This is a genomic window from Maribrevibacterium harenarium, from assembly GCF_006385675.1.
GTDB classification, from domain to species: Bacteria; Pseudomonadota; Gammaproteobacteria; order Pseudomonadales; family Marinomonadaceae; genus Marinomonas; species Marinomonas harenarium.
In genome coordinates, this window is the sequence record NZ_VFRR01000054.1 from 1 (window position 1) to 14,634 (window position 14,634).

Consider the following 14,634-nt stretch of genomic DNA (forward strand, 5'->3'; position numbering starts at 1 on the left):
GGAGATCCCATGTGAGAGTAGGTCGTCGTCAAGCTTCAAACACAGAAGCCCTGATCGGAATCGGTCAGGGCTTTTTTGTGCCTGCTGAAAAGCGAAATAGCAAAAGGGTCAGACCCCCGCGAAAACCATGGTGAGGTGGGACGCTGACGCAATGAGGGGGTCTGACCCCGCAATCCAAGTAAGCTTGTAAGGTCGCAACAGAGCCTAATGTCTTTCTACACTTGAGAGGCCATTAAAGAGCAGTTCTGAAATTTTCTTACAAAATATTGGGTCACTGCCGCTAACGAGCTTATATCCGAGAGTCTGGAGTCGAATAAATACAGGAAATGAGAGAAATGTAAGAATATTTCATTATAAACGCATTTAATGAGTATCCCGTTTACGACATCGTTTGTAGAATATGCGCACTAAAATTCTTGGTTCTTCAATTTGAGGGTGAGGAAATGCATTCGATTCTGCAGATGGTGCTAATTGCACTGGCAGTGATCGCTCTTTTGGGCGTGGTTCTAGAAGATGTGATACACATCAATAAAGCAAAGGTTACGTTATTTCTTGGGACTCTATCCTGGGTGCTGTTGTACATATTCCATGGACATCACAGCACGGAAGAAGTTTCACATGGTTTCGAAGAAAATGTCGCTGAAATCGCAAGTTTATGGCTTTTCTTGGTAGCAGCGATGACTTTCGTTGCGTATTTAAACAAAAAGGGCATGATCGAGAACCTAATACATCTCTTTTTGCCAAAACAGATAAAAGAGCGTCAGCTACTGTTTCTGACAGCTATCTTTTGTTTCATCTTCTCCTCATTGGCCGACAACATTACTGCGACGCTCGTTTCTGTGACGTTGATCTTGTCACTTAATCTATCTCGCAAAAAAACAATACGTTTTGCTACGCTGGTAGTATTTGCCGTGAACTCAGGTGGCGTATCTCTGATCACCGGTGATGTGACGACTCTAATGATCTTCTTAGATCAACGGGTTTCTATTGTTGACCTGTTGATGTTGTCCGTTCCGGCTCTTTTAGCGGTTGTGCTGTTGGCCGCCTTATTGTCAAGAGGGATGCGCGATACGATTACGATTCAAACCCATCGCACCGATGTTCGCGGTGTAGATATAGCGATCGGCGTGGTTTTCTTGTGTACCATCATCGGTACAATCATTCTTAATGTCTTATTTGAGATTCCACCGGTACTAACGTTCTTGCTTGGTCTTTCAGTTATGTTCCTGATTGCGCGTTTTTACCATGATGATGAAGTTGAAACGCCCATTCTTGAATATATTCGTGTAATCGAATTCGAAACCCTGCTGTTTTTCCTAGGGATATTGCTCCTAGTTGGTATGCTAAAAGAAATTGAGGTGTTGGATTCCATTGTGCGCATCTACGAAGTCCTACCGCCCATAGTTGCTAACTATCTGATGGGAATCCTTTCGGCCGCGATTGATAACGTACCACTTACCGCTGCGCTGCTAAAAGCCGGAATCACTATGACGGAAGTCGAATGGTTGGGCTTAACTTATGCTGTTGGTGTTGGTGGATCTCTATTAGTTATTGGTTCGGCTGCCGGTATTGTAGCAATGAGTAAGGTGGATGGTTTGACGTTTGGTTCCTATGCGAAATACAGTCTGCTATTGTTGTTTGTATACACTGTTGGCTACGTCGCTTCCATTAACTTTTCCCAGCTTATGCTTGGCTAACATCCTAGCCCCATTACACCATGCGTAATGGGGCTTTCTTCCCTCTTTCATTTAGAGCTAATTTTTGGCTCGACTCTTGAATACTCACTTGTAGTTTTCCTAATTTATCGCCAGTTGCTCTAATTTGGCATGATTTGCCGCCTTAATTTGGTGCAATTTTTTATTTCTGTTTAGTTTCTGTGCATAGAAGGCGTAATAGATGGACATGATGTGGGTTTCTCTCTCTGCAGCGTTGGTTTTCTTAATGCAAGCTGGCTTTTTATGTCTCGAAAGTGGGCGTATTAGAGCGAAAAATAGTATTAACGTTGCTGCTAAGAACCTATCTGACTTCCTTATTTCTGTGTTGCTATTCTGGGCGGTTGGTTTTGCTCTGATGTTTGGCGCATCTTGGAACGGTATGTTCGGCAGCTCGATGTTTTTTTCTGATAGCCAACAGTTATCCCCAGAGTCACTAGTATTCTTATTTTTTCAAATGATGTTCTGTGGTACTGCTGCGACGATCGTTTCCGGTGCTGTTGCCGAGCGCATGACCTTTATGGGATACATGGCTATTACAGTCCTTCTTTGTGTCCTTATCTATCCAATCGTAGGTCATTGGGCTTGGAAAAGTATTTTCCCTTCTACCAGCGGTACGGGTTGGTTAGAGACGATTGGCTTTATCGACTTTGCTGGCGCTTCTGTTGTCCATTCAGTTGGTGGTTGGGTTGCATTAGCCGCAGTGATTATCATCGGCCCGAGACGTAAGCGTTTTGATCAAGATGTGCGCATGGGACAGGGAAGTAACCTGCCACTTGCTGCTTTGGGAACCCTATTAATCTGGTTTGGCTGGATAGGTTTTAACGGTGGTAGTGCACTCGTGTTTGATCACTCCGTACCAGTGATTTTGTTTAATACTTTTATTGCTGCCTCAGCGGGGGGATTCGCAGCGGCGACATGGTTTTATGTGCGGCATAGATATTTTGATGTCAGCGTGATGCTAAATGGTGTGATTGCAGGGCTGGTAGCAATCACCGCCGGGTGTCACTTAGTATCATCGTCTGAGGCTGTGGTAATAGGAGCGATTGGCGGGCTATTTGCCATCGCTGTGAGCAATTATTTGGTGCGTATAAAGATCGATGATGCTCTAGATGTTGTGCCGACTCATATGGCTGCTGGGGTTTGGGGCACACTTGCTGTCGCACTCTTTGCGGACCTTTCATTGTTGCCAACACCGCTTTCTCGGATGGAATTACTGAATGCTCAGGTGACAGGGGTTTTAGCAATTGGTCTTTATAGTTTCAGTATTGGTTATATCGGTATCCGTCTGCTGGGTCATTTTCTGCCGTTGCGTGTGCATGGGGAAGACGAAGAGGCTGGCTTAAATGTGGCAGAACATAAAGCGACGACTGAAATTATCGACTTACTCAACTCCATGAGTTACCAGCAAGCAGAAGCAGACTTCACTTACCGTGTTCCCGAAGAACCATTCACTGAAGCGGGGCAAATAGCCAAACAATACAATCAAGTGCTCGATAGAGTAAGTGATGAGATTCAGGAGCGTGATAAAGCGCTTGAATGGTTTCGTGAGAGTGAAACACGAAAGTCGTCGATATTGAACTCTTCTATGGATGCGATTATTACCCTAGATTATAAAGGCGGAATTATAGAATTTAATCCAGCGGCGGAGCGGACGTTTGGTATGCTGAAGCGCCAGGTAACTGGAAAAGACTTCATTTCTCTGTTCGTGCCTTATGAAGAGCAGCCAAAACTAAGACATAGCTTAGAAATGGGCTTTGCGGTAGCGGAGGGATGGTTACTCAACCGACGTAACAGCTATACCCTACTACGCACCCAGCAACAGCGGTTTCCTGTGGAGGTCACCGTAACCAAAGCCTTAAACGATGATGGAAGCTTACGGGAATTCACTTTGCATATCCGTGACGCGACTCGTCATGTGAAGTTGCAGCAACGCTTACGACAGTTGGCGTACCATGACCCATTGACAGGGCTTTATAACCGCACCTATATGATGGATAAATTGACCCATAGTTTGCAAGTTGCCCATCAGACCGAGAAAAATATCGCGTTGTTGTTCTTAGACTTGGATAAGTTCAAAGAAGTGAATGATACCCTCGGGCATAAAGCGGGAGACGAACTGTTATGTGAGGTCGCTCGCCGCTTATCCGACGCTACGCGCTCTGGTGATCTGATTGCTCGGTGGGGGGGAGATGAGTTCGTCATCATGATGGCACCTGGGGTAGAGCTCGTACATGCCAAGAAATTATCTGAACGGATACTGACGGCAATGCAAGTTCCTATTGTTCTTAGTGAGCGCACTTTGAAAATGGGCACAAGTATTGGTATTGGGCTTTCCTCTGATGATGACACAGTAGAGCGCTTGGTGCAAAAAGCCGACATGGCAATGTATTGGGCAAAAGAGAATGGCAGAGGGACTGTCCGACTGTTTGAGGAGGAGATAGCGGTTGAAATTGCCAATCGTTTTGACCTCGGTATTGAAATCAAAACCGCGTTGGAGAAACAGCATTTTTCATTAGCATTTCAACCACAAATTGATGCTCGAGATGGTACCTGGGTAGGTTGTGAAGCATTGATTCGTTGGCAGCATCCGTTGAGAGGAATGATTCGCCCAGATGAGTTTATTCCTCTAGCAGAAGAAAGTGATTTGATCTGCCAGATTGGTGCTTGGGTTTTAAAAGAAGCGATCAGTTCTATGTTGCATCTGAAGCGTCAGACAGGGGTTAGTTTACCTGTGGCGGTGAACATATCTGCACGTCATTTAGTCATGGAGGGTTTTGCAGATGAAGTTGCGGATGTTTTAGCTACGACACAATTTGATGCGTCGGATTTGACGATCGAAATCACCGAAAGTGTATTTTTGGAAGATATGGAAAAGGCAACAGAGGTGCTGAAAATACTACGTAACATGGGAGTGAACGTTGCTATGGATGATTTCGGTACGGGGTATTCATCTCTAAGCTACTTGCAATCCTTACCTATCGACGTACTCAAGATAGATCGTGCCTTCACTAAAGATTGCACGGAGCCATCTGGGGCCAGTTTTTGTGAGGTAATTACTAAGCTGGCGCAAAATCTGAATATAGATGTGGTAGCAGAAGGGGTTGAAACCCAGGAGCAGGCAGATGCTCTACTTGAACTAAAATGCCACTGGCATCAGGGGTACCTGTACAGTCGGCCGCTTCCCTTAGAGCAGATGGGGGCACTTTAAACCGTAAACCGATCCAGTGTCATTCAGGAGATTGCCGATTCTTAGCTCTAGTCATGAGCTCCTGACCTTTAGTGCGGGCACCAGGGTCATTCTCATGATGCAGTGCGACTTTTGCAATCATATTGGCGGCAACAGGCGCAGAGATGAACAAAAATAGCGTGATGAGCCATTCATTTACCGAAAGACTACCCTGATGGTAGGACTGATAAATCATCGAGCCGAACAAAACTGAGCTAATCCCTAGCGTTGTCGCCTTGGTCGGTCCATGAAGTCGGGTGAAAATATCAGGCAGGCGCCATAAGCCGATAGAGCCAACTAGAAGAAACACTCCGCCAAGAACTAAAAATAGTGTGATAGTAAGTTCTAACCAAAAGTTCATAGTCTGTGCCTTCTATTCAATGATATCGCCTCGAAGTAAGTACTTACACAATGCTGAGGTGCTAACAAAACCAAGCATTGCGATCAGCAAGGCCGCCTCAAAATATAAAGCGCTGCCAATGTACATGCCATACAGAACGATTAGGGCAATCGCATTAATGTACATAGTGTCTAATGCCAATATGCGATCTGATACTGTCGGGCCGACCATTAGTCGCCAAAGGTTCATGGACAGGGCGACACAGATACAAATAGTGACAAATAACAAGGCTGTATCTAGCATCCTAGAATCTCCTTAATTGGGGCTTCGTAGCGCTGTTTGATTTCAGCAATAAGAGCGTCTTCATCGGTTAAATGTAGTGCGTGTACATATAACCACTGCTTATCTTCAGAAATTTCAGCACTGACTGTGCCGGGAGTCAGCGATACAGTGCTAGCCAGTATGGTAATACCTAAGTCAGATTGCATATCGACAGGGACTGCTACGAAACCAGGGTCTAGGCGGCGAATAGGGCCAACAACTAGGGCTGCAACCTGAAAGTTAGCGACAACAATATCGCCTAACACCCGAAATAAATACCGGATTGCCAACCAAGGCTTTTTCAAGCTTGGTTTTTCATCTCGCATTGGGTTAGTTATTAGTGGGATGGCAATAGCGAAGAACGTCGCCAATACGATGTGACCTGGGCTCATACTGTTATTGAGCAGCAACCAAACCACAAATAACAATACACTATGTACCGGCATAGGGAACAAACGCATCATTGAACCTCCGGTAGTAATGCTTTAACAGATTGTGTTGGGTCATGCAGGAAACTGGCGGCACTGGTTGCTAGCTCAGTAAATAGCCCTCCCCACAGTGACATGGCAACAGACATACTCAGTAAAATGACGATGGCAATACTTTGACCAATATGTAGCGCAGGAGCATCGCCATTAGCACTACCGGAATGGCGCCAGAATAACGTTGTCCCGGCGCGAGATAGAGCAATCAACGCCCCTAAGCTACTAATTAATAACGTAGGCCATACCCAAGCAATTTCTGCCACCGAGTGAGCAGCTTGAAGTAACATAATTTTGCCAATAAACCCGGATAATGGAGGCATACCAATGACTGCTATTGCCGCAGTAGCAAAGGTCATTCCCAAAAATATTGGGTTAGACATGGCCCGTGCACGCACGAAACGGTCTTCTGCTTTACCGCGCTGAGTAGCGACTACATCAGCAATAAGGAATAAGGCGCCGGCAACAAAGGTGCTATGTATCATGTAGTAAATCGCTGCAGCGGTTGCCTGTGTACTTTGCAGTGCCGCGGCAATTAGCAGCGTGCCAGCGGATAGTACAACCAAATTAGCGCTCAGAAGGCGTAGCGATGGGCTCGCCAATGCTCCGATAGTACCTATAACAACCGTCATCACAGCAAATGGCCATAACCAGTGCTGAGCTAGATTCATAAGCTCGCCTGCATGTTCACCGAAAATAACGTGGTGGATACGTAAAATGCTATAAATCCCTACTTTGGTCATGATTGCAAAAATAGCTGCCACCGGTGCGCTAGCGCTAGAATAAGCTTTAGGCAACCAGAAATGTAACGGTAGCATTGCTGACTTTAAGCCAAACACGACCAATAAAAGGAGAGCGCCAATTTTCGCTAAAGTGGCATCGGCACCTTGTAGTTGGCTCACTTTGTTCGCCAAATCAGCGATATTTAATGTGCCTAAAGTGCCATAGATGATACCCAAGCCAAAAAGGAATACGCTCGATCCGACTAGGTTAATAATTACATAGTGAACAGTGGCTTGGGTTTTGTGTTTGCCGCCACCGTGCACGAGTAGTGCGTAGGAAGCGATCAGTAGTACTTCAAAGAATACAAATAAGTTAAAAATATCCCCAGTCAAAAAAGCGCCATTTACCCCCATAATTTGGAACATAAAGAGGGGGTAGAAGTAGCCCCCGGTCTTATCCAAACCAGCGGAACCGTATATCAATGCGGCACAGCCCAAAATGGCTGTTACGGTAACCATTAAGGTCGAGAAAGGGTCGGCGACGAGGACAATCCCAAATGGTGGCTGCCAGTTGCCCAATACATACTGATATACACCGAACTGATTAACTTGAGTTGTTAATAGAATACTCACAGCAACCAGCAGGATAGCAACGGCCAAGGTAAAAGAACGCTGCCTCCCTAAAGAGGATGAAAATGGCGGTAGCAACAAAAGTGCGCCAGCTAATAGGGGGATGAGTACCGGGAGAATAGGAAGATGCTGCATTAATTTCGCTCTCCCTTACGGTTATCTTCACTTGTATCCGGTATGCGACCATCAACGTGATCGTTACCTAAGTCAGCTCTGGCACGCATGGCAAGAATCACAACAAATGCGGTCATCGCAAAGCCGATAACAATTGCGGTGAGCACCAAAGCCTGTGGTAATGGATCCGAATAAATCTCAGATTCCCCAAGAATGGCGGCTGAGTCTAAGCGTAACCGCCCGCTGGCAAAAAGAAATAAGTTCACCGCATAGGACAGCATGGTTAAACCAACCACTACCGGGAAAGTACGGCCACGAAGTGTGAGGAATACTCCGCAGGTGGTGAGTAAGCCAACACAGAAAGCGTATATTCCTTCCACTTATTTCTCCTCCTCAAAAACAGGGCGTTCACTCGTTGTCAGCTTGCCTAGATTAGCCAGAATCAACATTGTGGCGCCTATGACTGTGAGATAGACACCAAGGTCAAACAACATGGCACTGGCCAGCTCAAATTTACCAATAAGTGGTAAGTAGAAATAATCAAACCAAGAGGTCAAGAAAGGGCGCTCAAATAGCCAGCTGCCTAGCCCTGTTAATGCGGCAATACTAATGCCGGAGCCAATTAAGATTTGATAATCCAGTTTGAGACGATCCTTAATCCAATCAACACCGTGAGCAACATATTGCTGCACAATGGCTACGGCAGTAATCAGTCCAGCAATAAAGCCTCCCCCTGGCATGTTGTGTCCGCGCAAAAAGATATAGGCGGAAACAAGTAGTGCTAGTGGTAACAAACTTTGAGAGATCACTGCCAGCATCAATGGGTGGCGATCTTTTGCCCAAGGACGACCATCGCCATCGCTAGTAGGCATGTACAGGCGCATTCTCGCGATAAGCTTGAAAATCCCTAAAGCGGCAATGCCTAACACGGTGATTTCGCCAAGGGTATCAAAACCACGGAAGTCCACGAGAATCACGTTAACCACGTTAGTACCACCGCCGCCAGTTTTGCTATTGGCGGTAAAGAAGGTTGATATCGTGTCGAGTGGCCGTGTCATTAAGGCATAGATCACGGTGCCGACAATACCACCAATCATGGCCGAAATACCAAGATCACGAACCACACGCCTTGGGCTGGATTCCTTCGGCGTGGTTTGTGGTAGGAAGAAGAGCGCCAGCATCAACAGGATAACAGTGACGACCTCGACCGACAGTTGCGTAAGTGCCAAGTCAGGCGCGGAAAACTTAGCAAACGCCAATGAAACGACTAGACCTACGACAGACAGCATGATGAGTGCTAGCATTCGTTGGCGATGCCAGATTACCGTTGCCACAGCAGCGACACTTAGTAATACCGCACCGGTTAGCGATAAAGCGTCGATCGGAATTTCTGGACGAATCCCTGCGGTGGTATTTAGATCTAGCAATGGGATAGCCGCCATCACCACAGATAAGCTCAAAACAAAGTAAATGTAGCGCTGTAGAGAACCATTTTCCGTGAGTGAAATAATCCAAGCAGATTTTGCTACCAACTGTTGAATAGCCTTTTCGAAAGAAATTTTAGGGTCAGTAACAGGAAACTGAGCTTGAAAACGGAACAGTGTTTGACGATTGTAGTAAAAAATAAGTCCACCGAGGAAGGCGATAACACTCATTAATAGTGGAAAATTAAAGCCGTGCCAAATGGCTAGGCTATATTCAGGCACTGGGCCATTCAGGGCTGCCCCAGATGCGGAATAGAGTAAATCACCAACCGCCCAGCTGGGGAAAATTCCTACCAGTAGACAAAGAGTTACTAGTATTTCTACTGGGACACGCATGTATCTGGGGGGCTCATGGGGCGTTTTCGGAAGATTGATCGGTTCCCCATTGAAGAACACATCGTGCACGAAGCGGGTTGAGTATGCGACTGAGAATACCCCTCCTAATGTAGCCAACACGGGTACCATCCATGATAAAGATCCCAACGCCCCTTGATGCAACGTTTCAGTAAAGAACATTTCTTTCGACAAGAAGCCATTCAATAACGGCACACCAGCCATTGCTGATGCCGCCACCATAGCTAACGTAGCGGTATATGGCATGTACTTCCATAACCCGTTGAGTTGCCGCATGTCTCTAGAGCCAGACTCATGGTCAATAATGCCCGCTGCCATGAACAGGGAGGCTTTAAAGGTGGCGTGGTTAATAATGTGGAATATCGCTGCAACCAATGCCAGATCCGTTCCCATCCCCAGTAGGAGCGTAATTAAACCCAAATGACTGATAGTGGAATTTGCTAACAACCCCTTCAAGTCATGTTGAAAGAGTGCGAGATAGCCGCCGAGCAAGAAGGTTGCCAGACCTGTCATACTAACTATGAGGAACCAGAGTTCAGTGCCTGCAACTGCAGGATAAAAGCGAGCCATGAGGAAAATCCCAGCTTTTACCATGGTGGCAGAATGTAGATAGGAGCTCACAGGCGTCGGCGCAGCCATGGCATTTGGGAGCCAGAAATGAAATGGAAATTGTGCCGATTTAGTGAAAGCGCCTAGCAACAGTAACACAATAATGATGGGGTACTCGGCACTGGCTCTAATCAGATCGCCGCTGTCTAACACGACCTGCAAATCATAACTACCCACCAAATTGCCTAACATTAACAAACCAGCGAGTAGTGCCAAACCACCTGCTCCGGTGATGGTTAGAGCCATTCGGGCCCCTTTGCGAGCCTCGCTCTTTTTGCCCCAAAAGCTGATCAATAGAAAAGAGCTGATGCTGGTTAGCTCCCAAAATGCCCAGAGTTGTATCAGGTTGTCAGACATGACAACCCCGAGCATAGCGAACATGAACATGATCAAGTAAGCGAAGAACTTGCCAATAGGGTCTTGGTTAGATAGGTAATAGCGAGCATACAGGATGACGAGTAGGCCAATGCCTAAGATCAGCAAACTAAATAATAGTGATAGGCCATCTAGCCTAAAAGCCAGCTCAAGGCCAAGTGCTGGAACCCACTCTATTGCTCCTCGGATAGCGTTGCCTTCCAATACCTGAGGCATTAATAAAAGCACCAGTAGCAAAGCCGTAGCTGGTAGTGCTGCGGTGAGAAAAGCACAGGCTGTACGGCTTAATTTGGCACTAAAGAGTGGTACAAAAATACCAAGCAATGGCAGTAGTGGAATCCAAAATAGGGTAGTCAAAGAACAAGCTCCTTTTACGATTGGGGGATGCCTGGGTCAAAGCGGCATACACCGGCCATATCCACCTAGATTGACGTCTATCTAATATAATCGTAGAAACAAATGATTGCCGCAAAACGTAGTAAAAGCAACCGTACTCGTCAGTATGAGTAAAAACGCCGGAACAAGTTCCGGCGTTTACAAAATTTTGCACGTATTTGAATGAGTTAGCGTTAGTACTTCACTTCTTCCATTAAACTTTCGATGCTAACAACTACCTCTAAGCTGGCGGTTTCCATACGATCTAAATAACGCAGCATTTCCGCGACGTTACCCGCTGCTGCTGCTTTTAGTGCGGCACGACCTGACTCATGCACCTCTTTGTGGGGTTTTTCAATGGCTCTGAAGCTAGAGGAATTTTGATAATGCTTATGGCCATAGCCCTCGTAGTACCATTTTCCTAAGCGGCATTCAGTATGCATGTTCACTTCTTCATTGAATTTTTTCTTATCAATGCGGTTGTATACATCGTTCTTCCATACCGCATGATCTAGTTTTACGGTATTTAAAAATGAATGGGTTGCAGCAACTTTGATTACCTGCTGCATATGGTCGGAGCGGTCAATTACCGTTTCCACTACATGATCGATCTGATTGGAAGATGCGGCGACATCCATGGCACTGCTTTGGTTCTTATCTACCATCGCCTTGATTTCTTCCGTTTGTGAAATGACCTGACGTACTAGGTTTTCAACTTGCTCACTGGCCGAGTGAGTTTTGCTCGCAAGATTACGTACTTCGTCAGCGACCACGGCGAAACCTCGACCGGCGCTTCCCGCCCTAGCAGCTTCAATCGCAGCGTTTAAAGCCAACAGGTTAGTTTGATCAGAGATTTCTTGGATGCTAGATACCAACTGGCTGATACCATGAGCCGTTTTATCCAATACATTTGCAGCGTCCATACTGGAGGTCGCTTGGTCGTTGATTAGTCGTGCACGTTCACTCAGTCGGCGCAATGCCTCTCGTGTGTCAGAAAAAATATCATCCAGTTTTTTTAGCTCTTTACGCTCATTGATAAGAGTTTCCGCACTGTCAGCTAAACCAAAGCGAATCGAGTTAAGCATCTCGCCACCACGCAGCTGGTAGCTGATTAACTCAGAGCCATGGCTAGTGTTACCCTCGCATTCAGCGAGTTGCGTACGAGCAGCACTAAGCTCGCTTTCCATCGTCGCCAATTTCTGAGCATAGGTATCTCGCTCATTTTGCATTTGTTGTTCTAACTCTTTAATACGCTGCTTTAACGCCGATGAAAAAAACATACCCTAACTCCACCAAAGTACTGGCCAGGTCAACTGGCAAATTATGCCGCTGGATGTTAACAAATTAACCAAAATTTAATCAGTCAGTTGATACATAAATGAAACATAAATGTGCATCACACGAGATCTCAGTCATATTTGTATCAAACTGTAACTGAAAGTTCCATGGTATATGGTTTTTCGGCATAAACTGACGCGATAGCTGACGAAGATCAGTTATCACAAATTGAAGGAGAAAAGCGTGGGGTTATAACGTGGGGGGAATAAAAAAGAGGGTTTTCTTAAGTTGTTGGAAAACTTAGGAACGCCTCTTTCTGGTAGTGGTGGCGTATGAGGCTTATCGAAAAAACGGCTTACGAGGGTGGTTCATCTCCTTGCAAAGTGCCGCGGGTTACGCACCTAAAAGGCGACGAGCTAGTACGGCTTGCATATCACGGCGTCCGTCTGCTATCAGGTAAATAATAACTTGGTTGCCTGCGATGCGGTAAATCACGCGGTAGGGTTTGAAGAAGGTCTGGCGATATTCTTTGATCCCGAGACCGATCAGCTCCTTCGGATAGCTGCCACGTTCGGGGAATTTCGACAGACTCTCCACAACCGCCATCAACTCATCCAAAACAGCGTTGGCGTTGGCCACACAGTCGAACTCGGAGATGTAGTCGTGGATGGCCTCCAGGTCTTGCTCCGCGCCCTCGGTAAGCAGCACCTCAAACTTGGTGGATGTGCCTGCCATCAGGTCGAGGCTCGCTTGGCGCGGAGGCGGGCAACAACATCAGCCACAGGCTTGACCTTGCCGGCAACCACATCCTGATTTCCCAGCGCAAGGACCTTAAGCAAGGCCAAAGTTTCTTGCGTCTCTTCGTACGAAGCGACGTCCTGGAGGACAGCCTTCGCTTCACCATTTTGGGTAATAACCATCGGTTCGCGCTGCTCCGCGAGGTGCGTCAGAACCTCGGCTGCGTTGGCTTTGAGATAGCTGATCGGCTTGACTTGTGATGAATAGCGCATGGCTGTGCTCCAGACAAAATTGAGACTTAATATAGTCTTTATATGGTCTTTCGGCAAGGCGTTTGAGTACAGATTGAAGTCTCCAAAAACTGAATTGATTATCTTAAACAGGGAACCGCACTAGCTTCAAGCCGGGGTGTGAGTTTGCCGGAGTTATTATTGGAGATTGAGAATGACTTTTTATCTGATAAACAGCCGAGGCGTGTAGTTGTAGAAGATCAACTTGGATATAAGTTTTATGTCGAAGGTGACGCATTTGAGGAAGCCATCAAGGCCATAAAAAAGCCGCTTAATGCGGCTTTCTTTTTTGCCCCCAAAATTGCTGGGCAACTTCTGGGCAACGTTTTTAACTCAACTCTAAAAAAACTCTTTTAAAATCAAGCGCTTGATTGGTGGAGATGGGGGGAGGATCATCCAAACCTTTGTAAGACTTTGAAATGGTTGATTTTATTGCTTTTTCTTCTAAAAATGTGGGGGAAAAACATTAGAGCCAGCGTGGGGGTATTGGCTCGATATGGAGTGTTAAAATGAGTTACCTAGAGAAGAAAAGAAACCTCTACTACGCAATCCTCAAGATTCCTTCCGACCTACGAGAGCACTTCGGTAAAACTAAGTTCTCCAAGAGTACGGGGCAAGCTGATCCCCGAAAGGCTAGATCCATTGCATTGGGATTCGTCTCGGAGTGGCAGAAGCAAATTCAAGCCGCGAGGAAGTTAGCTCTCGATGCAGACTTGCAGATGGCTTTGGAAATGCGTCGTGATATTGAAGCTGCCATTGAGTCTGGTGAAGATGACCCCGGTGTGGCTTATGGGATATCCGACTTCATTGATAAATTGCGTGAAACGGGTCAAAAAGAAAGAGCAGAGAAATTTGCCTGTGTGGTGTTTGGTAAAGAAGTAGTATTGGCCGAGTATTATGAAGCTTGGGTTGTATCGATAAAGACGACAAGCCAAAGAACTAGGATCGAATACTCAAACATCGGCAGAGAAGTTCTTAAGATGTTCCCTACCGTTAGTGCTATCACCCCAAAAGCCGTAAGAGCGTGGGCAAGGATGATGCTTGATGGTAATGGAAACTATGATGCTCCATTGTCTAAATCTAGTATTGAGAAACGCTTTAAAGTAGCCAGAAATCTTTGGCAGTACCTAGAGTATCACGAGCTAGTTGATCAGGAAGCAAATCCATTTCGTTTGCCTAGGTTTGTCTCAGAGGCTGACAAGAAACTCAGAGCAGAAAGGCTGAAGACTAAGGGGCGAGCAGAAGAGCGCCTGCCCTTTGAACCCTATGAGCTAGTTGAGATATGGCGAAATGCCTCTCAAAGCGATCCCCAGCTTGCAGACTTGATCTTTCTTGCTATGTACACCGGTTGCCGAATAGAAGAACTGTGTCGTCTAAAGGTACGAGAATGTACCAATAGCTTGCTCAAGGTAACTAGCAGCAAAACTAAAGCTGGATATAGAGATATCCCTGTTCATCCTAAGTTAAAGCCTTTGGTGCAGAGGCTATTGCGTATTCCGGTGAAGCTGAACGGTCATTCTGATTGAACGTGAACACCTGCAATCCTAACGCAAGCTTACTCTAACCTTTCTCTCCTAACTG

At 46.2% G+C, this 14,634-nt stretch carries 13 protein-coding genes and 1 pseudogene; 4 read left to right on the plus strand and 10 right to left on the minus strand.

Annotated features, from left to right (window positions below):
• Positions 1 to 443 precede the first annotated feature (443 nt).
• A complete protein-coding gene (nhaD, locus tag FJM67_RS15725) occupies positions 444 to 1,697 on the plus strand; it encodes a sodium:proton antiporter NhaD (RefSeq protein ID WP_140591312.1) in 1,254 nt (417 codons plus the stop codon).
• Positions 1,698 to 1,896: 199 nt separating this feature from the next.
• Complete coding sequence (amt, locus tag FJM67_RS15730) at positions 1,897 to 4,923, plus strand: ammonium transporter (protein ID WP_140591315.1); 3,027 nt, start codon at positions 1,897 to 1,899, stop codon at positions 4,921 to 4,923.
• A gap of 19 nt (positions 4,924 to 4,942) precedes the next feature.
• Here amt and FJM67_RS15735 read toward each other — a convergent pair whose 3' ends face one another.
• The 10 genes and pseudogenes from FJM67_RS15735 to FJM67_RS15775 form a co-directional block, all read right to left on the minus strand.
• Positions 4,943 to 5,302, minus strand: a complete 360-nt coding sequence (locus tag FJM67_RS15735) for a Na+/H+ antiporter subunit G (protein WP_140591318.1) — start codon at positions 5,300 to 5,302, stop codon at positions 4,943 to 4,945.
• Positions 5,303 to 5,314: 12 nt separating this feature from the next.
• Entirely contained in the window at positions 5,315 to 5,584 is a 270-nt protein-coding gene (locus tag FJM67_RS15740) for a K+/H+ antiporter subunit F (protein WP_140591321.1), read from the minus strand.
• A complete protein-coding gene (locus FJM67_RS15745; RefSeq protein ID WP_140591345.1) occupies positions 5,578 to 6,063 on the minus strand; it encodes a Na+/H+ antiporter subunit E in 486 nt (161 codons plus the stop codon). The genes FJM67_RS15740 and FJM67_RS15745 overlap by 7 nt, the downstream gene beginning before the upstream one ends.
• On the minus strand, positions 6,063 to 7,571 hold the full coding sequence (locus FJM67_RS15750) for a monovalent cation/H+ antiporter subunit D (RefSeq protein WP_140591324.1): 1,509 nt from the start codon (positions 7,569 to 7,571) through the stop codon (positions 6,063 to 6,065). The genes FJM67_RS15745 and FJM67_RS15750 overlap by 1 nt, the downstream gene beginning before the upstream one ends.
• Positions 7,571 to 7,930, minus strand: coding sequence for a Na+/H+ antiporter subunit C (locus tag FJM67_RS15755; RefSeq protein ID WP_140591326.1), 360 nt, complete (start codon positions 7,928 to 7,930; stop codon positions 7,571 to 7,573). The genes FJM67_RS15750 and FJM67_RS15755 overlap by 1 nt, the downstream gene beginning before the upstream one ends.
• Positions 7,931 to 10,729, minus strand: coding sequence for a monovalent cation/H+ antiporter subunit A (locus FJM67_RS15760; RefSeq protein ID WP_140591329.1), 2,799 nt, complete (start codon positions 10,727 to 10,729; stop codon positions 7,931 to 7,933).
• Between the two features lie 212 nt (positions 10,730 to 10,941).
• On the minus strand, positions 10,942 to 11,385 hold the full coding sequence (locus FJM67_RS18010) for a CZB domain-containing protein (protein ID WP_407943639.1): 444 nt from the start codon (positions 11,383 to 11,385) through the stop codon (positions 10,942 to 10,944).
• Positions 11,362 to 12,027 (minus strand): annotated as a pseudogene (locus FJM67_RS18015) (methyl-accepting chemotaxis protein); the annotation flags it as partial. The pseudogene FJM67_RS18015 and the gene FJM67_RS18010, both read right to left, overlap by 24 nt.
• A gap of 391 nt (positions 12,028 to 12,418) precedes the next feature.
• Positions 12,419 to 12,760, minus strand: a complete 342-nt coding sequence (locus FJM67_RS15770; RefSeq protein ID WP_140591335.1) for a type II toxin-antitoxin system RelE/ParE family toxin — start codon at positions 12,758 to 12,760, stop codon at positions 12,419 to 12,421.
• On the minus strand, positions 12,760 to 13,035 hold the full coding sequence (locus tag FJM67_RS15775) for a type II toxin-antitoxin system Phd/YefM family antitoxin (protein ID WP_140591337.1): 276 nt from the start codon (positions 13,033 to 13,035) through the stop codon (positions 12,760 to 12,762). Before FJM67_RS15775 ends, FJM67_RS15770 begins: the two co-directional genes overlap by 1 nt.
• 144 nt (positions 13,036 to 13,179) lie before the next feature.
• Between FJM67_RS15775 and FJM67_RS15780 the strand changes: the two genes are divergently transcribed.
• Together FJM67_RS15780 and FJM67_RS15785 are read left to right on the plus strand one after the other, a co-directional pair.
• Positions 13,180 to 13,410, plus strand: coding sequence for a hypothetical protein (locus FJM67_RS15780; protein ID WP_140591340.1), 231 nt, complete (start codon positions 13,180 to 13,182; stop codon positions 13,408 to 13,410).
• 152 nt (positions 13,411 to 13,562) lie between these two features.
• On the plus strand, positions 13,563 to 14,579 hold the full coding sequence (locus tag FJM67_RS15785; protein ID WP_140591343.1) for a DUF6538 domain-containing protein: 1,017 nt from the start codon (positions 13,563 to 13,565) through the stop codon (positions 14,577 to 14,579).
• Positions 14,580 to 14,634: the final 55 nt, after the last annotated feature.

What these genes read in the sequence shown, in the direction of transcription:
- FJM67_RS15770 (WP_140591335.1), bottom strand. Translation starts at nt 12,760, where the DNA reads ATGGCAGGCACATCCACCAAGTTTGAGGTGCTGCTTACCGAGGGCGCG.
- FJM67_RS15750 (WP_140591324.1), bottom strand. Translation starts at nt 7,571, where the DNA reads ATGCAGCATCTTCCTATTCTCCCGGTACTCATCCCCCTATTAGCTGGC.
- FJM67_RS15745 (WP_140591345.1), bottom strand. Translation starts at nt 6,063, where the DNA reads ATGCGTTTGTTCCCTATGCCGGTACATAGTGTATTGTTATTTGTGGTT.
- nhaD (WP_140591312.1), top strand. Translation starts at nt 444, where the DNA reads ATGCATTCGATTCTGCAGATGGTGCTAATTGCACTGGCAGTGATCGCT.
- FJM67_RS15740 (WP_140591321.1), bottom strand. Translation starts at nt 5,584, where the DNA reads ATGCTAGATACAGCCTTGTTATTTGTCACTATTTGTATCTGTGTCGCC.
- amt (WP_140591315.1), top strand. Translation starts at nt 1,897, where the DNA reads ATGGACATGATGTGGGTTTCTCTCTCTGCAGCGTTGGTTTTCTTAATG.
- FJM67_RS15785 (WP_140591343.1), top strand. Translation starts at nt 13,563, where the DNA reads ATGAGTTACCTAGAGAAGAAAAGAAACCTCTACTACGCAATCCTCAAG.
- FJM67_RS18010 (WP_407943639.1), bottom strand. Translation starts at nt 11,385, where the DNA reads ATGGATGTCGCCGCATCTTCCAATCAGATCGATCATGTAGTGGAAACG.
- FJM67_RS15775 (WP_140591337.1), bottom strand. Translation starts at nt 13,035, where the DNA reads ATGCGCTATTCATCACAAGTCAAGCCGATCAGCTATCTCAAAGCCAAC.
- FJM67_RS15735 (WP_140591318.1), bottom strand. Translation starts at nt 5,302, where the DNA reads ATGAACTTTTGGTTAGAACTTACTATCACACTATTTTTAGTTCTTGGC.